Genomic DNA, 15,881 nt, shown 5'->3' with positions numbered 1-15,881 from the left:
AGGGCACTCTGGCATGGCTAAACAAATTCCCTCTCACGCGCAGGTCGTCATCATCGGCGGCGGCATTCACGGCTGTTCAGTGGCCTACCATCTTGCGAAAGAGGGTTGGAAGGACGTGGTGTTGCTCGAACGCAAACAGCTAACGTCGGGCACAACCTGGCATGCAGCCGGTCTTGTCGGCCAGTTGCAGGGCAGCCATGCCACCACTACCTTTGCCAAATACGGTATCGATCTGCTGGAGGAGATCGAAGCCGAGACCGGCCAGAACCCGGGCTATCGCCGCTCGGGGTCGATTTCGATTGCGGTGAATGACGAACGTCACGCCGAGTTGAAGCGCAAGGCGGATTTTGCCCGGCTGTTCGGCATCGAGGCTCATGCCATGTCGACAGAGGAAATCCGCGAACGCTGGCCGCTGATGAACCCGGAGGGGGTGCTCGGCGGGATTTACATGCCGAGCGATGGCTCTGCGAACCCGATCGATCTGACCACGGCGCTGGCCAAGGGCGCGCGGATGCATGGCGCACAGATTTTTGAACATATCAAGGTCGAAGAGGTGCTGCTCGAGAATGGCAAGGCGGCAGGCGTGCGGACCAGCAAGGGCACCATTCGCGCCGATGTCGTGGTCAACTGCGGTGGCATGTGGGCCCGCGATCTCGGTCGGCAGAGCGGGGTCGGCGTACCGATCCATGCCTGCGAGCACTATTACCTCGTGACCGAGGCGATCCCGGATCTGCCCGCCGATCTGCCGGTTCTGCGGTCCTATTGCGATGGCACCTATTGGAAGGAAGATGCCGGCAAGCTGTTGTTCGGATTTGCCCATTTCCATGCCAAGGCCTGGGCCAAGGACGGCATTCCCGAGGAATTCGAGTTCGACAGCCTACCCTTTGTCGAAGATGACGTGATGGATGTGCTCGAACTGGCGATGAACCGGGTTCCCCTGCTGCAGGAGACCGGAATCCGCACCTTCTTTAACGGTCCCGAGAGCTATTCCTACGATGGCCGGTTCACCCTCGGGCAGGCACCGGATATCAACAATTACTATGTTCTGGCCGGGGTCAATTCGACCGGCATTCAGTCCGGCCCCGGCGCCGGGCGGGCACTGGCGCAGTGGATCATGAAGGGGCATCCGCCGATCGACCTGTCGGAGATGGACCCGGCGCGCTGCGAGGAATTCCAGGCGCGCGATCCTTATCTGCGCGAACGCTGCCCCGAGACGCTCGTTCTTACATATGCGATGCATTGGCCGAACCGCCAGCGCGAGACTGCTCGCAACCTGCGCCGGACTCCGTTTCACCACGCGCTCAAGGCGCGCGGCGCCTGTTTCGCGGAGGCACAGGGCTGGGAACGTCCCGGTTGGTTCGCGCGCGAGGGAATGACACCCGAGTATGAATACAGTTTCTATCGCCAGAATTGGTTTGACTGCGCGCAGGAAGAGCAAAAGGCCGCCCGCGATGCGGTGGCGATGATCGACTATTCCATGCTGGGCAAGCTGATGGTCGAGGGCCGGGATGCCGAGAGTTTCCTCCAGCGGGTTTGCACCAATGATATGGCGATGCCGGCGGGGAAGGTGGCCTATACGCTGATGCTGAATGCGCGTGGCGGTATCGAGAGCGACGTGACTGTGGCCCGCCATGGCAACGATGCCTTTATGGTGATGAGTTCGATTTCGCATACCCGCCGCGATTATTTGCACCTGCGGGATCAGATCGCCGAGGGCGAGGACGTGCGGTTGCGCGACGTGACATCTGCCTATGGGGTTCTCGGCCTGATGGGGCCGAAGAGCCGGGAAGTCTTGGCCGAGGTGTCGGATATCGATCTGTCAAACGAGGCTTTTCCGTTCAACAGCCTGCAGCGCTTTTACGTCGGTCATGCGGAGGTTTTTGCGCAGCGCCTGTCTTATTCTGGCGAACTCGGCTGGGAGATATTCGTGACCCCGGATTTCGCCGAACATGTATTCGAGGTGCTGGAGGCGGCTGGCAAGCCGCATGGGCTTCGCCTCATCGGTGGCGAGGCGCTCAATGCGTTGCGGATCGAAAAAGGCTTTGTCCATTGGGGGCACGACATGGCCTATACCGAGGCACCGCATCAGATCGGCCTGAGCTTTGCGTGCAAGCCGAAGAAAAGCATCCCCTTTATTGGACGTGATGCCTATCTGGCGCGCAAGGAAGAGAACAAAGGCCCGTTCCTGCTCTATCTCAAGCTCGATGAGTCCGAGCCCCTCCTGCATCACAATGAGCCGGTTCTGCGCGACGGGCAGGTGGCGGGCTATGTGACCGCCGGGGCCTATGGCGCGACGATTGGCTCAGCGGTCGGGCTTTGCCTGATATCACCTGCAGATGGCTCGAATGGGAAAGCCGGGTTGGCGGAAGGGCAGTACAGCGTTCTGGTCGAGGGGCGCGAGGTCCCGGCCACTGTCAGTCTCCAGCCGTTCTACGATCCGAAGAACGCGCGGATGCTGGGATGAAGAGACGGTGGTCAGCGGGGCGGGCAGCCTATGCCTGCCGACCGCTGGCCACCCAAGAGTGCGTCAGAGGCGCGGGCCGGGGTGGAGGGCCTGTCACAGAGGGGGGATGGCCGGTGAAGACGGTCTTACAGGATATCGAGGGAAACCTTGACCCGGTCCATGACGATGGACGACGTGAATTTGTTCACGTTGGATTCGTCAAAGAAGCACTCTTGGGTGAATTCCTCGTATTCCTTGATGTTGTTGACCACGACAACAAGGATGAAATCGGCCTCTCCGGTTGTGTAGTAGCATTGCTGCACCGCGGGCACATTGCGCATCTTGCGTTTGAAATTCTCGAGATACATGCGGTTTTCGCGTTCCAACATCACCTGGACGATTACGGTCATTTCTCGGCCGAGCCTGGCCGGAGAGAGCACCGCGATCTCGTTTTCGATGACGCCACTTTCGCGCAGTTTCTTGAGCCGTTTCTGAACCGCGGGCGGCGACAGTCCGATGGCCTGACCGAGGGTTTCGGCGGTCATTCTGGCGTTCGACTGAACCAGTTTCAGGATTTCGAGGTCTTTATCATCCATGGTGGGATTAAAATCCCTGTTTTGTCACTTGGCAATATAATTCATCATAAATGCCGATATATTGATCTATTTCGGAATAAATTTTCACATATACGTCTCTGCAGGCTTGCGAGGGGAACCCGCGAACTACAGACCCGTACGGAGAAAACGCAGCGCCCGCCAAGTCACAGAATACCAACCGTTGCTGTCCGTACAGCTTGAGTACCGCATCATTTACAAGGAGGATCAGATGCCACTTAACCTACTAAAGACCATCATCCCGGCCGGTATCGTTCTGGCTGGCTCCGCACTCTCGGCAATGGCCGGTCCGTTGATGGACCGGATCGAGGCGGGCGAGCCTATCCGTATCGGATTTTCCAACATTCCGATCTTTGGCTATCCGGACGAGAGCGGTGCGCCGAAGGGCTTTGTCAACGACATCGCGATCGGCATTCTTAACGAGATGGGCTACGACAATGTCGAAGCCACCGTCACCGAATGGGGTGGACTGATCCCGGGTCTCAAGGCCAACCGCTATGACATAATCACTGGCGGGCTCTACATTCTTAACAGCCGCTGCGAAAACATCGCGTTTTCGGAGCCGATCGCCACCACCGGCGACAGCTTTCTCGTGCCTGCGGGCAACCCAAAGGGGCTGAGCAACTACAAGGATGTGCTGGCCAGCGACGGTGCCATTCTGGCGTTGTATTCCGGGGCCAACACGGTCGAGGCCGCGCGCCGCGAGGGGCTGAGCGATGCACAGATGATGCAGCTGCCCGGGCCGACGGAAACGCTCGCAGCGATGAGGGCCGGCCGCGCGGATGCGGCGGCACTGACGTCGTTCGAAGCCGTCTATCTCGCCGACCAGTCCGAAGGTAAGTTCGAGACCACCGATCCCGGCGCGCTGCCGGAATGGACACAGAACTGGGTCGGCGTCGGTTTCCGCTTTGAGGACGAGGATTTCTTGAAAGAGTTCAACGCTGCGCGTGAGCGCTATCTTGGCTCCGAAGAAATGCTCGCAAAGGTCAAGGAGTATGGCTACGTCGAAGCCAACCTGCCTGGCGACACCACCACGGAATGGACCTGCGCCAACCGCTGATCTGAAACCTTGCGGCGGTCCCTGCTGGGCCGCCGCTCGGACCCCCTGTGAAACGGATCTTGCCATGACCATCCTCGACTTTCTCGCCCAATACTGGCCGCGACTGGTGTCAGGCACAGGCGTGACCATTGCGCAGTTCTTTCTGGCGGCGGTGCTCGGTATCGCGATCTCTCTCGCCATGGGCCTGATGAAGCTCTCGCAGAGCCGAATCCTGCGCGGCGCGGCCATCACCTATATCGAGATTTTTCGCGGCACGTCGCTGCTCGTTCAGCTCTACTGGATTTTCTTTGTGCTGCCGCTCTTTGGCGTGAGCATCGACAAGTTTACTGCCGGCTATGTGGCGGTAGGCATGAATATCGGTGCCTATGGGGCCGAGCTGGTCCGCGGCGGCATCCTGTCGGTGCCGCGTGGACAATGGGAGGCGGCGCTGGCCATCAACATGAGCCCTGCACGGCGTATGTGGCGGATCATTCTGCCACAGGCGTTGGTCAACATGCTGCCACCCTGGGGCAACCTGATGATCGAACTGCTCAAGGGCACCGCGCTTGTGTCGCTGATTTCGGTGGCCGACCTGATGTTTCAGGCCAAGCAGATCAACGGCTCGACCTTCCTCTCGGCGCAGGTCTTTGGCACCGCGCTGGTGATCTATTATATTCTGGCGCGCTTCCTGGTGACCCCTTTCATGCGCTGGTTAGAGCGGGCGATGGCCCGCAAGCTGGGAAAGGTGTGACCGATGTTTGACTGGAAATGGGATTTTGTTTGGGAGATTCTGCCCCGGCTTCTGGTCGCCACCGGCAATACGCTTCTGGCGGCCGGGGCTGGCTATGCCATCGCCCTGGTGCTCGGGCTCGTTTTCGCCCTGGCGCAACGCACGCCCTACCGGGCGCTGACCTTTGTGGTACGGGAATTCGTCGAGTTCATCCGTTCGACGCCGCTGCTGTTGCAGATATTTTTTGTCTTTTACGTCGGACCGCAGTTCGGCCTGCGTTTGAGCCCCTGGTCGTCTGGGATGATTGCCATCGGTCTGCATTATGCCTGCTATCTCTCGGAGGTCTATCGCGGCGGCATCGAAAGCGTGCCGAGGGGCCAGTGGGAGGCGGCGACCGCTCTGAACATGACGATCACGCAGAAATATCGTCGCGTGATCATCCCGCAGGCTATCCCGACGGCGCTGTCGGGCATGGGCAATTATCTCGTGGGGATCCTCAAGGATACGCCGATGCTCTCGGTGATCGGGGTTGCCGAACTCATCCATGTCGCAAATGCCATCGGATCGGAACATTACCGTTTTCTCGAGCCGATTACGATGGTGGGTATCATCTTCTTGGCAATCTCCCTGCCGGCAGCGGGCCTGATCCGGCTGTTCGAAGGGCGTGTGCGCCGTAAACTGGGATTGTAACAATGCTGGACCATACTGGCTTTCCTCTCGAAATCACCGGTGAGACCACACCGATGGTAAGTTTCCGCAAAGTGCGTAAATCCTATGGCGCGCTGACCGTTCTGGACGAACTCGATCTCGACATTGCCGCAGGCGAGATGGTGTCCATCATCGGCCCCTCGGGGTCGGGCAAGACCACTGTTCTGCGGATGCTGATGACCCTTGAGCAGATTGATGACGGGGTCATCTATGTGGATGGTCAACCGCTGACCCATATGCCGAAAAAGGGCCGTCTGGTGCGCGCGAACGAGCGTCACCTGCGAAACCGGCGTGCTGACATCGGCATGTGTTTTCAGCATTTCAACCTCTTCCCGCACATGACGGTGCTGGAAAACTGCATGGAGGGCCCGCTGCATGTGCTGGGGCTGTCCAAGGCGGAGGCGCGGGATCGGTCCGAAGAGTTGTTGGAACTGGTCGGCATGATTTCGAAAAAGGACCAGCGGCCCTCGCGGTTGTCCGGTGGGCAGCAGCAACGCGTGGCAATTGCCCGTGCGCTGGCCATGCGTCCAAAAGTGATGCTTTTTGACGAGGTTACGTCGGCGCTGGATCCCGAAGTGATCGGTGAGGTGACCAATGTCATTCGCAAGCTCGTCTCCGAACACAACCTGACCATGCTGATGGTGACGCACCAGATGGGATTTGCGCGCGATATCTCTGATCGTGTGTGTTTCTTCTACGGAGGCAAGATCGAAGAGCAGGGGCCGCCGACCGAGCTCTTTGGCAACCCGCAGCGGGAGCGCACTCAGCAATTCCTCAGTGCGGTCAGAGAAGCGGTCTGAGAAGCGGTTCGAGACCGGGAGGGGATCGGCGCGTCAGAGCGGGATCCCGACATCCCTGATCAGGTCGCGGATCTGGTTGGTCAATTGTCCGTTGCGCCAGATGACAAAATAGCTGCGGCCCGTGGCGAGGCGATACGTCTCGAGCGCCACGAGCCGCCCGGCGTCGATCTCGAACCGCAGCACGTCGGGACAGCCCAGCGCGAGCCCCCGGCCACGAATGGCCGTGTCGAGCGTGCTGCCATAGGAGCCCAGATTGACCTTGGTTGCCTGGTCGATTTCCGTATGGCCGGTGAGCGTGGCGAAATCCCCCCAGTTGACCCATTTCGGGGTCAGCTTGTCAAAATCGAGAAGGGTTGCCGATCCGAGATCGCCGGAGCGTCGCGCAACCTCTGGCGCGGCGACCGGGAGCCAGGTTTCCTCGAAGAGGAGCGCGCCATCCCAGCCCGCCGGAATGTCGGGCCCGTAGAACACCAAAGCATCGGATTCGAGCGCGAAAAGATCAGCATCCTTGTCGGTCGAGGTGAGCGTGACCGGCGCGGCATCGCGTCCGAGCAGGTATTCGTTGATCCGCGGCGTTAGCCAATATTGTGAGACCGCGACATTTGCCCCCAGCGACAGACGACCCGTGCCATGGGTGCGGCGCAGCTGTTGCAGACATGAGTTGAGGTAATCCAGAGCCTCGCCCGAGTTGGTCGCCAGAACCTTGCCGTTCCGGGTCAGTGAGAGGCGGCGGCCGTGGCGGTCGATAAGGGGCATACCAAGCCAATCCTCCAACACCTTGATTCTCTTGCTGACTGCGGCCTGGCTTACGTTAAGCTCTTCGGCGGCACGGGTGAAATTGCCGTGACGGGCCACCGCCTCGAAGAACAGGAGATAATCAAGCGGCGGGAGGGCGCGGCGGTAATTTTTCATAACCATAGGTTATCATACTCCCCTACGAATTGTCACTTTGGAAAGCGCATTGGGAGACGTAGTATTTTGAGGAATGCAGCGGCCAGAGACCGCCTGCGATGCCCATCAACCTTCTTCAGGGGATGCCAATGTTCACCGACCGACTGTCCCGCTTTCAAACGAAACTGGCCGAGGCCGGGATCGATGTTGCGCTGATCACCGATGACGACAACGTCTATTACCTCACCGGTTATTACGATTATCTGCATATGGAATTCGGGCGCCCGACGATCCTCGTGGTGCCCAAGGACGGCGACACGCTATTGATCACGCCGACCATCGATCTAAACAGTGCCAAGGCCGCGGCACGGGTGGATCGCATCGCGCCCTGGAACGACGGCATGGGCAACGAATGGCGCGACGAGCTGCCAGCGGCGATCCGAAATGCCGGGCGGGTGGCTATCGAGCCGGGGCATATGCCGCCGCCGGTACGCAGCTATGTGAACGATCTCGTTGCGGCGGACAAAATTACCAGCGCCACGCCGATACTGGCAGAAATGCGGATGATCAAATCGGCAGAGGAATTGCAGCTCGCCCGCCATGCGGGAAAGGTGGCAACGGCGATGATGCAGGCCGGGCGGTTGGCGATCGGCGATGGGGTGCCGGAATTCGAGGTGGCGATTGCGACATCGCAGGCAGGCACCCGCAAGGCCGCCGAACTGCTGGCCGCGCATTATGATGATGGGGACATGTCGCCCAACACCCATTTCCTGCAGATCATGGCCTCGGGCAAGGATATCGTGAAGACGCATCACCGCGCGTCAACACGCATCATGCGCAAGGGCGAACCGGTGTTCCTGTGCTTTTGCGGGATGACCAATTTTCACCGCTTCAAGCTCGGGTTTGACCGGACATTCTGGATCGGTGACGCGGACCCCGATCAGGTGGCGGTCTATGAGGTGGCCGTGGCGAGCCAGAAGGCGGCGCTCGACGCGCTGCGGCCCGGCGTGACGGCCGAGAGTGTTCACGCGGCCTATGCCGAGGTGATCCAGGAGGCGGGTCATGAATACCCGTTCCGCTGTGGTCGTGCGACCGGATTCAGCTTTCTCGAGGCGCCGCAGCTGGTGACGGGGGACACCACGGTGATCCAGCCCGGCATGGTTCTCGCAGTGGATGGCTCGGTTTCGGTCGAGACATTCCGCGCCCAGGTGGGCGACAGTTTCATCATCACCGAAGACGGATGGGAACCGCTGACATCCCATCCGAAATCCGTAGAGGAGGTCATTCTCTGATGTTCCAGCCCGGTCAAACCATCCAGTCCAAGCCCCGCAGCCCCGAGATGAACGCAGGGCGTCATCATCGTGCCAAGTTGGGCTTTATCCTGATGTCCACGGACCCGAGTGCCGAGGCAGATTTCAAGGACATGGCACCCGAGGGTGTCGGCGTCTACATCACGCGTCTGAAAACCGACGATCACACAACGAATAAAACGCTGGCCCGTCATATCGAGCATATGGCGGACGCCGCCGCCCGCATTCAGCCCGAAGCCAAGCCGGATGTCGTCAGCTACAGCTGCACCAGCGGGTCCATCGTGATCGGCGAGAACCGCATTTTTCAGGAGATCCGCAAGGGCGCACCCTGGGCGCAACCCATGTGTCTCGTGCAGGGGGTTCTGGATGCGCTGCGTGAGCTGGGCGCGAAAAAGCTCGTGGTGGGCACGCCCTATCTGGACGAGATCAACACCGCCGAAGCAGAGTTTCTCGTCGAACGCGGATTTGACGTGCTGGACATTCAGGGCCTCAACATCGCGAGTGGCTGGGATATGGGTCTGGTCACCCCGGCCTATTGGAAGAAATTCGCGCTCGAGATCGACCAGCCGGAGGCGGATGTGATCTTTCTCAGCTGTGGCGGGGTGCGGTCGCTGGAGGTCGTTGAAGAGATCGAGCAGGCCACCGGCAAGCCGGTGATCACCTCGAACCAGGCCCAGATGTGGTCCTGCCTGCGACGGGCCGGGATCATGGATGAGCTCGAAGGCTTCGGACAGATTTTCAAACATCCGGGCCGGGTGCTCAAAAGCACCGTCTGAAACACCGACAAGGCAATATTAAATGACCCGATTTTCCGGATGGAATGTCCTTTGGCAGGGGATGACCGGCCAAAAGGGCTGGTCTCGGCAATGGCGCGATCCGCAACCGAAGTCACATTACGATGTCATCATCGTGGGCGGCGGGCTGCATGGTCTTGCCACCGCCTATTACCTGGCCAGCAACCACGGCATCCGCAATATCGCGGTGCTGGAGAAGAGCTGGCTTGGGGGCGGCAATGCCGGGCGTAACACCACCATCGTGCGGTCCAACTACGCCCGGCCCGGCAACCGGGAATTCTATGAGCATTCTCTCAAGCTCTGGGAAAACCTGAGCCACGATCTGAACTACAACGTGATGTTCAGCCAGCGATCCCATATCGCGCTGCTGCACAGTCCGGGGGCCATTGATGGCGCGGCGCGCAATTACAATACCATGCGGCTTACCGGCACGCCGGATGCCGAGATATGGGATCTGGACCGGCTGAAACAGGCGGTGCCGCATCTCAACTATGCGCCAGATGCCAGATTTCCGATCATGGGGGCCGCCGTTCAGACACGGGCCGGGACAGCGCGGCATGATGCCGTGGCCTGGGGCTATGCCCGAGCTGCGGATCAGCTCGGGGTCGATATCGTGCAGAACTGTGGGGTGACAGGGATTGTGCGTGAGGCTGGCCGGATCACCGCGTTGGAAACCCCGAGGGGGCGCATCACGGCAGGGAAGATTGGGTTTTCCGTCGCGGGCAATACCTCGCGCCTGTGGACCATGGCCGGGCTCGGGCGATTGCCGATCGAGTCACACAAGTTGCAGGCCTTTGTTTCGGAACCGCTCAAGCCGCTGCTCGATCAGGTGGTCGTCTTTGGTATGGGCGGGTCGCATTTCTACATCTCGCAATCAGACAAGGGCGGGATGGTATTCGGCGGCGATCTCGATTGGTACAAATCCTACGCACAGCGCGGCAACCTGCCCATCGTGCAGGACGTGGCCGAGGCGGCGATGTCTGTCATGCCCTGCCTTGGCCGGGTCAAACTGTTGCGCCACTGGGCCGGGGTGGTCGATATGTCGATGGATGGCAGCCATTTCATCTGTCGGACCCCTCTCGACAATCTCTACCTCAACACGGGCTGGAACTATGGTGGGTTTAAGGCCTCGCCAGCGTCGGGCTGGTGGTTTGCGGACCTCATCGCGAATGATCGGCCGGCGCCGATGATTGCCAATTTCGACCTCAAGAGATTTGAGCGCGGTCTTCAGATCGATGAACGCGGCGCCGGTCCAGATCCCAAACTGCATGGATGAAGAAGGTTTAGCATGATCCGGATTCCCTGTCCTTTCTGCGGTCCGCGTGACCACGCCGAATTCAGCTATGGCGGCGACGGCTCGATCACATATCCGGCGTTGGATGCGCCGCTGGAGGCGTGGCACGATGCGGTGTTCCTGCGAGTGAACATCTGTGGCCGTCAGGTGGAAACCTGGCAGCACGTGCATGGCTGCCGCCTGTGGCTAAAGGTTGAGCGTGACACGATGAGCCATGAAATATACAGCGTCACCCCGGCCGATCCCGCGCTGGCAAAAGTTCTGGAGGGCGGGGAATGACCGCACGACGTCTAGACCAGGGCGGACGGATTGACCGCGCGACCCCTCTTACTTTTCGCTGGGATGGCAAGGAGCTAACTGGCTATGCGGGCGATACGCTCGCCTCCGCCTTGATGGCGAATGGCGAAAGGGTGTTGGGGCGGTCGTTCAAGTATCACCGACCGCGCGGCATCATGTCCGCGGGCGTGGAAGAATCCGGGGCCATCGTATCTATCGGCCACGGCGCGCGGCAGGAGCCCAACGTCAAGGCGACGATGCAGGAGCTTTATGAGGGGCTCGAGGCCCGAGGTCAAAATGCCTGGCCCAATGTGCGGCGCGACCTGGGGGCTGTAAACGGTCTGTTTGGCCGCTTTCTCGCGGCTGGGTTTTATTACAAGACCTTTATGGGCGTACCACTCTTTGAATGGGGGCGGGGCACCGGGCTGTGGATGAAATACGAGACGCTTGTCCGCAAGGCTGCAGGCATGGGGCGGGCGTCGCGAGAGGCCGACCCGGACCGGTATAATCATGCTCATGCCTTTTGCGATGTGCTGGTGGTCGGGGGCGGGCCGGCAGGGCTGCGCGCGGCGCTGACCGCGGCAGAGGCCGGGCGGGACGTGATCCTGGTCGAACAGGATTTCGAGCTCGGCGGTGATCTGCTCAATGATCCGGCGGGCGAAGCCGAGCGCGGCGCGCTGGTGCGGTCGGTCGAACGGACCGGGGTGCGGGTAATGACGCGGACCACGGCCTTCGGGCTCTATGACATGGGAGTGGCGGGGCTTGTGGAGCGTGTGTCGGACCATCTTTCGGCACCTGCGGCCTATCTGCCACGGCAGCGGTTCTGGACCGTGCGGGCCGGGGCCACGGTGCTCGCCACTGGAGCGTTGGAACGATCTGTGGCCTTTGGCGGGAACGACCGGCCCGGGGTGATGACCGCCAATTCTGGGCGAAGCTATCTCAACCGTTACGGGATTCTGCCAGGAGAACGAATTGTCGTCGCCACCACGAATGACAGCGCCTATGTGACCGCAGGGGAACTGGCCGCAGCAGGGGCAGAGGTGACAATCGCCGAGGCACGGAATGCGCCCGGTTGCGAGTTGCCCGCTGGTGTCACGCTGCGCACGGGCGTCGCCCCCTTGGAGGCCGAAGGACGGAGCAAGCTATGCGCCCTGCGGCTGGCGCGGCCGAACAGAGCGAGCTGGCAAGCGGCGGGTCGCGAAGCCTGCGACCTGCTGCTGGTTTCAGGCGGTTGGTCGCCGGTCGTCAACCTTGCGTCGTATCGCGGGGTAAAGCCCGAATGGGATGCCGAACTGGCCTGTTTCCTCGCAGGAGATTGCGACGAGCCTGTCTACATGGCAGGGTCTGCGGCCGGGGTCTGGACGCGCGAGGCCTGTGAGACCTCCGGTGTGGAGGTCGCCAAGCGGGCCATGGGCCTCGCGTCAAATCCGCCTGCCGCCGGTGGTTGGGCCGCGCCGATCAGACCGCTCTACGAGGTGCGGCTGCCGGTGCGCAAGGCCAAGGCGTTTGTCGATCCGCAACATGACGTGACCTGTTCGGATGTGCGTCTGGCGCATCAGGAGGGTTTCGTCTCGGTCGAGCATCTGAAACGCTATACCACGTTGGGCATGGCCACGGACCAGGGCAAGATGGGCAATATCATCGGGCTCGCGCTGATGGCCGAAGCGCTGGGTAAGGAAATTCCGGCGGTGGGCACCACGCGCTTTCGCCCGCCCTATACGCCGGTGGCCATCGGCGCGCTGGCCGGGCGCAATGTACACGGCCATTTCAAGCCGCTGCGCCGCACGCCTCTGCATGATTGGAACCTGCGGCAGGGTGCGACCATGACCGACGCCGGGCTTTGGCACCGGCCATGGTATTTCGCCGAACCCGGCGAAACCCTCAAGGATGCCTATGTGCGCGAGGCGACGATTGTGCGTGAGACCGTGGGCATCTGCGATGTGAGCTCGCTCGGCAAGATCGCTGTCCAGGGGCCGGATGCGGCGGAGTTTCTCAACCGTGTCTATACCAATGGCTTTGCCAAGCTGGCCATCGGCAAGGCACGGTATGGGATCATGCTGCGCGATGACGGGATGGTGATGGATGATGGCACCACCTGGCGGCTCGGTGAGAGCGATTTCCTGATGACGACCACCACGACAAACGCGGGGCGGGTCATGGTCTGGCTGGAGGAGTTGTTGCAGCTTCGCTGGCCCGATCTGAAGGTTCATCTCACCTCGGTGACCGATCAATGGGCTGGCGTGTCGGTCGCGGGTCCGAATTCACGCGCGGTTGTGGCGGCCTGTCTGCGCGATCCGGATAGTGTTTCGCATGAGACGCTGCCCTTCATGGGCGTTGCGCGGGTGGTGCTGCGCGACGGGACCGAGGGGCTGATCGCCCGGATCAGTTTCTCCGGGGAATTGGCGTTCGAGCTCTATGTTCCAGCCAACCACGGAGAGGCGATGATGGAGCGGCTGTGGATCGTGGCGGGCGGTCATAAAGGCTGTCTTTATGGTCTGGAGGCGCTAGGGACGTTGCGCATCGAAAAGGGCCATGTGACCGGGGCCGAGCTCGACGGTCGGGTGACGATCCGCGATGCGGGGCTTGGCGGCATGGCCTCGACCAAGAAATCCTATATCGGCAAGGTGTTGCAGGATCGACCCGAGTTGCAGCGACCGGATCGGCCGCGCCTCGTCGGTATTCTGCCGAAAGATCGCAGCAAGACGTTCAATGGCGGGGCGCTGCTCTGCAAGCCCGAAGCGCTCAGCGGATTTGGCGAAGGCTGGGTGACAGCGGTGACCCATTCGCCTGCGCTCGGCCATTGGATCGGGCTGGGCTATATTTCGGGTGGCCCTGATCATTGGACCGGGCAGCCGGTCTTGGCCGCAGACCCGGTGCGCGGCGCGCCGGTCGAGGTCGAGATCGTCTCTCCCCATATGTTTGATCCTGAAGGAGTAAGGATGCATGGCTGATCAGGTGACAGCATTGCGGGCCTATCATGATCTGGGCGAAGAGGCCGCCGGGAGTGGCCGGCCCGGCCCAGCTAGGGTGAGCCTGCGGGAAGTGTTAGGCTTTGCGCTGACCCAGTTCGCGTGCTGGCCCGACACATTGATCGAGGCGGGCGCGTTGGCGGCGCGGGCCGCGGGCTGTGAGGCGGCGCCGGGACCGGGACAGGTGGCAACGGGGGCGCGGGGAAGATTGCTCCGGGTCGAGCCGCTGAAATGGTGGTTGATCCGCGAGGCAGGCTGCGCGCCTATCGCGGACATGCCCGCCGAGCTCGGCGCGGCGCTCGAACTCTCTTCGGCCCGGACATGGGTGCGGGTCGAGGGGGCGGAGGCGAGCAGGTTGCTCAACCATTTCCTGCCTCTCGACCTGAGGCCAGATGCGTTTCCGCCCGACCGCGTGGCGTCGACGGCGTTTCATCATGTCGGCATCACCCTCTGGCGGAGCGGAGGGGCGTTTGAACTGGCCCTGCCACGCAGTTTTGCGGCTTCGCTCTGGGAGCTGCTGGTCGACAGCGCCCGGCAATACGGATTGGTCACAGGGGAAGCCGCATATGCGCTTGCGGATGGAGGTGAGAAATGAGTCCACGTATGTCTGTCGATGAATTGCTGGAGGCAGTCGCCCGCAACGCGGCCCTGCCGGATGAGCTGGCCGAAGCGACGCCGCCGCAGGTCTATACCTCGCCCGAGTTTCTCGAGCTGGAACTCGACGAAATCTTTAATCATGAGTGGTTTTGCGTCGGCCGGGAGGATGAATATGCGGCTCCCGGCGACTACCGCGCGACAACGATCGGGCGCGATCCTGTCATCGTTCTGCGTGACCGCGATGGCATCTTGCGTGCAATGTCGAACGTATGCCGGCATCGCATGGCCAGCCTTCTTGAGGGGGCCGGCAATATTCGGGGCCGGATCAGCTGTCCCTATCATGCCTGGACCTACAATCTGGATGGCCAGCTGATCGGGGCCGCCCATATGCGCGAGAATTTCAACAAGAAGGACGTCTGCCTGCCGCAGTTTCAGGTCGAGATCTGGCAGGGCTGGGTCTATGTTTCGCTAGATCCCGCTGCCGCGCCATTGGGGCCGCGGTTGGCCAAGCTGTCAGAGCGGCTGGAAAATTACCAGCTGTCGAAGTATCGGACTTTGTTTCGAGCCGAAGAGATCTGGGACACGAATTGGAAGATTCTGGTTCAGAATTTCACCGAAGGCTATCACCTCTTTGTGGCGCATGCTCAGACGATTGAACCCGCGATGCCGACCCGCTTGGCCAATGCCATGCACGGTGGCGCGGCGTATAGTCTCTATGAACAGGGGCGCGTGCCCGGCAAGTCCTACGAGCGCAATTCGGACATGGTCGTGGACAATCCCCTCTTGACCGAGGAAGAGCGCAACAAGGCGGTATTGTCAGCGATTTTCCCGTGTCATGTGATGTCGGTGACCGCTGAGCGAACCTTTTGGCTGTCCGTGCAGCCCTATGGTGTGGATAAGGTCAAAGTGTTCTGGGGGGCGGATCATTACCCCGGCGCCGTGCCCGACGATCCGGAAGAACGCGCGGCATATGCGGCCGAGTTGAAAGCGGGTTTCGACCGCATCAATGACGAGGACAAACCGATCATCGGGGCAATTGCACAGAACGCCAAGGCGCTGGCGGCGAAGCCTGGCAGGTTGTCCCCGAAAGAGCGTACGATCTGGTACTTTCAGCAATTTTTGGCAGCCCAACTGGACCAGAAAGCGGTGGCAGTGTCATGCCGGCCTACGAGTTGAATTTCCCGACGATGCAAATTTTGAGTGTCTCAAGAAGCTTTCTTCGGGCCGATCCCTAAGATCGGAGGGGCGCGCGGCAATGCGGGCAAGCCGCGCGCTTCCCAGATTACCTATCCGCCATAGGTCGCCGCAAGCAACAGCGCCTGCCCTACAGTCCCGGCGAACATCTTGAGCACGAAGGCCTACAACGGGTCGCGCAGAAAGATCAGTATGATTGACGGCGGAGTGAGGACCGCAAAC

Annotated in this window: 14 protein-coding genes; 12 read left to right on the top strand and 2 right to left on the bottom strand. The window is 61.0% G+C overall.

Going from position 1 to position 15,881, the window contains the following annotated elements; all coding sequences use genetic code 11:
• Window positions 1-13: 13 nt before the first annotated feature.
• Window positions 14-2,464 (top strand): GcvT family protein, encoded by a 2,451-nt coding sequence (locus N7U68_RS00970; RefSeq protein WP_263046663.1) that lies wholly within the window; start codon window positions 14-16, stop codon window positions 2,462-2,464.
• A 125-nt stretch (window positions 2,465-2,589) separates the two neighbouring features.
• Here the strand turns inward: N7U68_RS00970 and N7U68_RS00965 are convergent, their stop codons facing one another.
• A complete protein-coding gene (locus N7U68_RS00965) occupies window positions 2,590-3,039 on the bottom strand; it encodes an Lrp/AsnC family transcriptional regulator (RefSeq protein ID WP_263046662.1) in 450 nt (149 codons plus the stop codon).
• Between the two features lie 229 nt (window positions 3,040-3,268).
• Here N7U68_RS00965 and N7U68_RS00960 point away from each other — a divergent pair, with 229 nt between their 5' ends.
• The 4 genes from N7U68_RS00960 to ehuA all read left to right on the top strand — a co-directional run bounded on the left by N7U68_RS00960 (window position 3,269) and on the right by ehuA (window position 6,334).
• Window positions 3,269-4,117 (top strand): transporter substrate-binding domain-containing protein, encoded by an 849-nt coding sequence (locus N7U68_RS00960; protein ID WP_263046661.1) that lies wholly within the window; start codon window positions 3,269-3,271, stop codon window positions 4,115-4,117.
• Between the two features lie 64 nt (window positions 4,118-4,181).
• The gene (ehuC, locus tag N7U68_RS00955; protein ID WP_263046660.1) at window positions 4,182-4,847 is read left to right on the top strand and encodes an ectoine/hydroxyectoine ABC transporter permease subunit EhuC; all 666 of its coding nucleotides are present in this window, start codon (window positions 4,182-4,184) and stop codon (window positions 4,845-4,847) included.
• A 3-nt stretch (window positions 4,848-4,850) separates the two neighbouring features.
• Complete coding sequence (gene ehuD, locus N7U68_RS00950; RefSeq protein WP_263046659.1) at window positions 4,851-5,516, top strand: ectoine/hydroxyectoine ABC transporter permease subunit EhuD; 666 nt, start codon at window positions 4,851-4,853, stop codon at window positions 5,514-5,516.
• A gap of 2 nt (window positions 5,517-5,518) precedes the next feature.
• On the top strand, window positions 5,519-6,334 hold the full coding sequence (gene ehuA / locus N7U68_RS00945; RefSeq protein WP_308446130.1) for an ectoine/hydroxyectoine ABC transporter ATP-binding protein EhuA: 816 nt from the start codon (window positions 5,519-5,521) through the stop codon (window positions 6,332-6,334).
• Between the two features lie 33 nt (window positions 6,335-6,367).
• On the opposite strand, the gene N7U68_RS00940 is transcribed toward ehuA, so the two are convergent.
• Window positions 6,368-7,246 carry a LysR family transcriptional regulator gene (locus N7U68_RS00940; protein ID WP_263046658.1) on the bottom strand — a complete coding sequence of 293 codons (879 nt, stop codon included), beginning with the start codon at window positions 7,244-7,246 and terminating at the stop codon, window positions 6,368-6,370.
• 128 nt (window positions 7,247-7,374) lie between these two features.
• On the opposite strand from N7U68_RS00940, the gene N7U68_RS00935 reads away from it, so the two are divergent.
• The 7 genes from N7U68_RS00935 to N7U68_RS00905 are packed head-to-tail and all read left to right on the top strand — an operon-like array spanning window position 7,375 to window position 15,641.
• Window positions 7,375-8,517 (top strand): M24 family metallopeptidase, encoded by a 1,143-nt coding sequence (locus N7U68_RS00935; RefSeq protein ID WP_263046657.1) that lies wholly within the window; start codon window positions 7,375-7,377, stop codon window positions 8,515-8,517.
• Window positions 8,517-9,311, top strand: a complete 795-nt coding sequence (locus N7U68_RS00930) for a maleate cis-trans isomerase family protein (protein WP_263046656.1) — start codon at window positions 8,517-8,519, stop codon at window positions 9,309-9,311. Before N7U68_RS00935 ends, N7U68_RS00930 begins: the two co-directional genes overlap by 1 nt.
• 22 nt (window positions 9,312-9,333) lie before the next feature.
• Complete coding sequence (locus N7U68_RS00925; RefSeq protein WP_263046655.1) at window positions 9,334-10,605, top strand: sarcosine oxidase subunit beta family protein; 1,272 nt, start codon at window positions 9,334-9,336, stop codon at window positions 10,603-10,605.
• A 12-nt stretch (window positions 10,606-10,617) separates the two neighbouring features.
• Complete coding sequence (locus N7U68_RS00920) at window positions 10,618-10,902, top strand: sarcosine oxidase subunit delta (RefSeq protein WP_263046654.1); 285 nt, start codon at window positions 10,618-10,620, stop codon at window positions 10,900-10,902.
• On the top strand, window positions 10,899-13,850 hold the full coding sequence (locus N7U68_RS00915; RefSeq protein ID WP_263046653.1) for a sarcosine oxidase subunit alpha family protein: 2,952 nt from the start codon (window positions 10,899-10,901) through the stop codon (window positions 13,848-13,850). Before N7U68_RS00920 ends, N7U68_RS00915 begins: the two co-directional genes overlap by 4 nt.
• On the top strand, window positions 13,843-14,463 hold the full coding sequence (locus N7U68_RS00910) for a sarcosine oxidase subunit gamma (protein ID WP_263046652.1): 621 nt from the start codon (window positions 13,843-13,845) through the stop codon (window positions 14,461-14,463). Before N7U68_RS00915 ends, N7U68_RS00910 begins: the two co-directional genes overlap by 8 nt.
• Window positions 14,460-15,641 (top strand): aromatic ring-hydroxylating oxygenase subunit alpha, encoded by a 1,182-nt coding sequence (locus N7U68_RS00905; protein WP_263046651.1) that lies wholly within the window; start codon window positions 14,460-14,462, stop codon window positions 15,639-15,641. The genes N7U68_RS00910 and N7U68_RS00905 overlap by 4 nt, the downstream gene beginning before the upstream one ends.
• Window positions 15,642-15,881: the final 240 nt, after the last annotated feature.

Source organism: Roseovarius pelagicus (assembly GCF_025639885.1).
GTDB lineage: Bacteria > Pseudomonadota > Alphaproteobacteria > Rhodobacterales > Rhodobacteraceae > Roseovarius > Roseovarius pelagicus.
Note: the sequence above shows the minus strand (reverse complement) of the source record. Positions and strands in the feature narration are given on the sequence as shown.

Coding starts and splice junctions, on each gene's coding strand:
- N7U68_RS00920 (WP_263046654.1), top strand. CDS start 10,618: ATGATCCGGATTCCCTGTCCTTTCTGCGGTCCGCGTGACCACGCCGAA.
- N7U68_RS00960 (WP_263046661.1), top strand. CDS start 3,269: ATGCCACTTAACCTACTAAAGACCATCATCCCGGCCGGTATCGTTCTG.
- N7U68_RS00915 (WP_263046653.1), top strand. CDS start 10,899: ATGACCGCACGACGTCTAGACCAGGGCGGACGGATTGACCGCGCGACC.
- N7U68_RS00925 (WP_263046655.1), top strand. CDS start 9,334: ATGACCCGATTTTCCGGATGGAATGTCCTTTGGCAGGGGATGACCGGC.
- ehuC (WP_263046660.1), top strand. CDS start 4,182: ATGACCATCCTCGACTTTCTCGCCCAATACTGGCCGCGACTGGTGTCA.
- ehuD (WP_263046659.1), top strand. CDS start 4,851: ATGTTTGACTGGAAATGGGATTTTGTTTGGGAGATTCTGCCCCGGCTT.
- N7U68_RS00970 (WP_263046663.1), top strand. CDS start 14: ATGGCTAAACAAATTCCCTCTCACGCGCAGGTCGTCATCATCGGCGGC.
- ehuA (WP_308446130.1), top strand. CDS start 5,519: ATGCTGGACCATACTGGCTTTCCTCTCGAAATCACCGGTGAGACCACA.
- N7U68_RS00965 (WP_263046662.1), bottom strand. CDS start 3,039: ATGGATGATAAAGACCTCGAAATCCTGAAACTGGTTCAGTCGAACGCC.
- N7U68_RS00905 (WP_263046651.1), top strand. CDS start 14,460: ATGAGTCCACGTATGTCTGTCGATGAATTGCTGGAGGCAGTCGCCCGC.
- N7U68_RS00935 (WP_263046657.1), top strand. CDS start 7,375: ATGTTCACCGACCGACTGTCCCGCTTTCAAACGAAACTGGCCGAGGCC.
- N7U68_RS00910 (WP_263046652.1), top strand. CDS start 13,843: ATGGCTGATCAGGTGACAGCATTGCGGGCCTATCATGATCTGGGCGAA.
- N7U68_RS00930 (WP_263046656.1), top strand. CDS start 8,517: ATGTTCCAGCCCGGTCAAACCATCCAGTCCAAGCCCCGCAGCCCCGAG.
- N7U68_RS00940 (WP_263046658.1), bottom strand. CDS start 7,246: ATGAAAAATTACCGCCGCGCCCTCCCGCCGCTTGATTATCTCCTGTTC.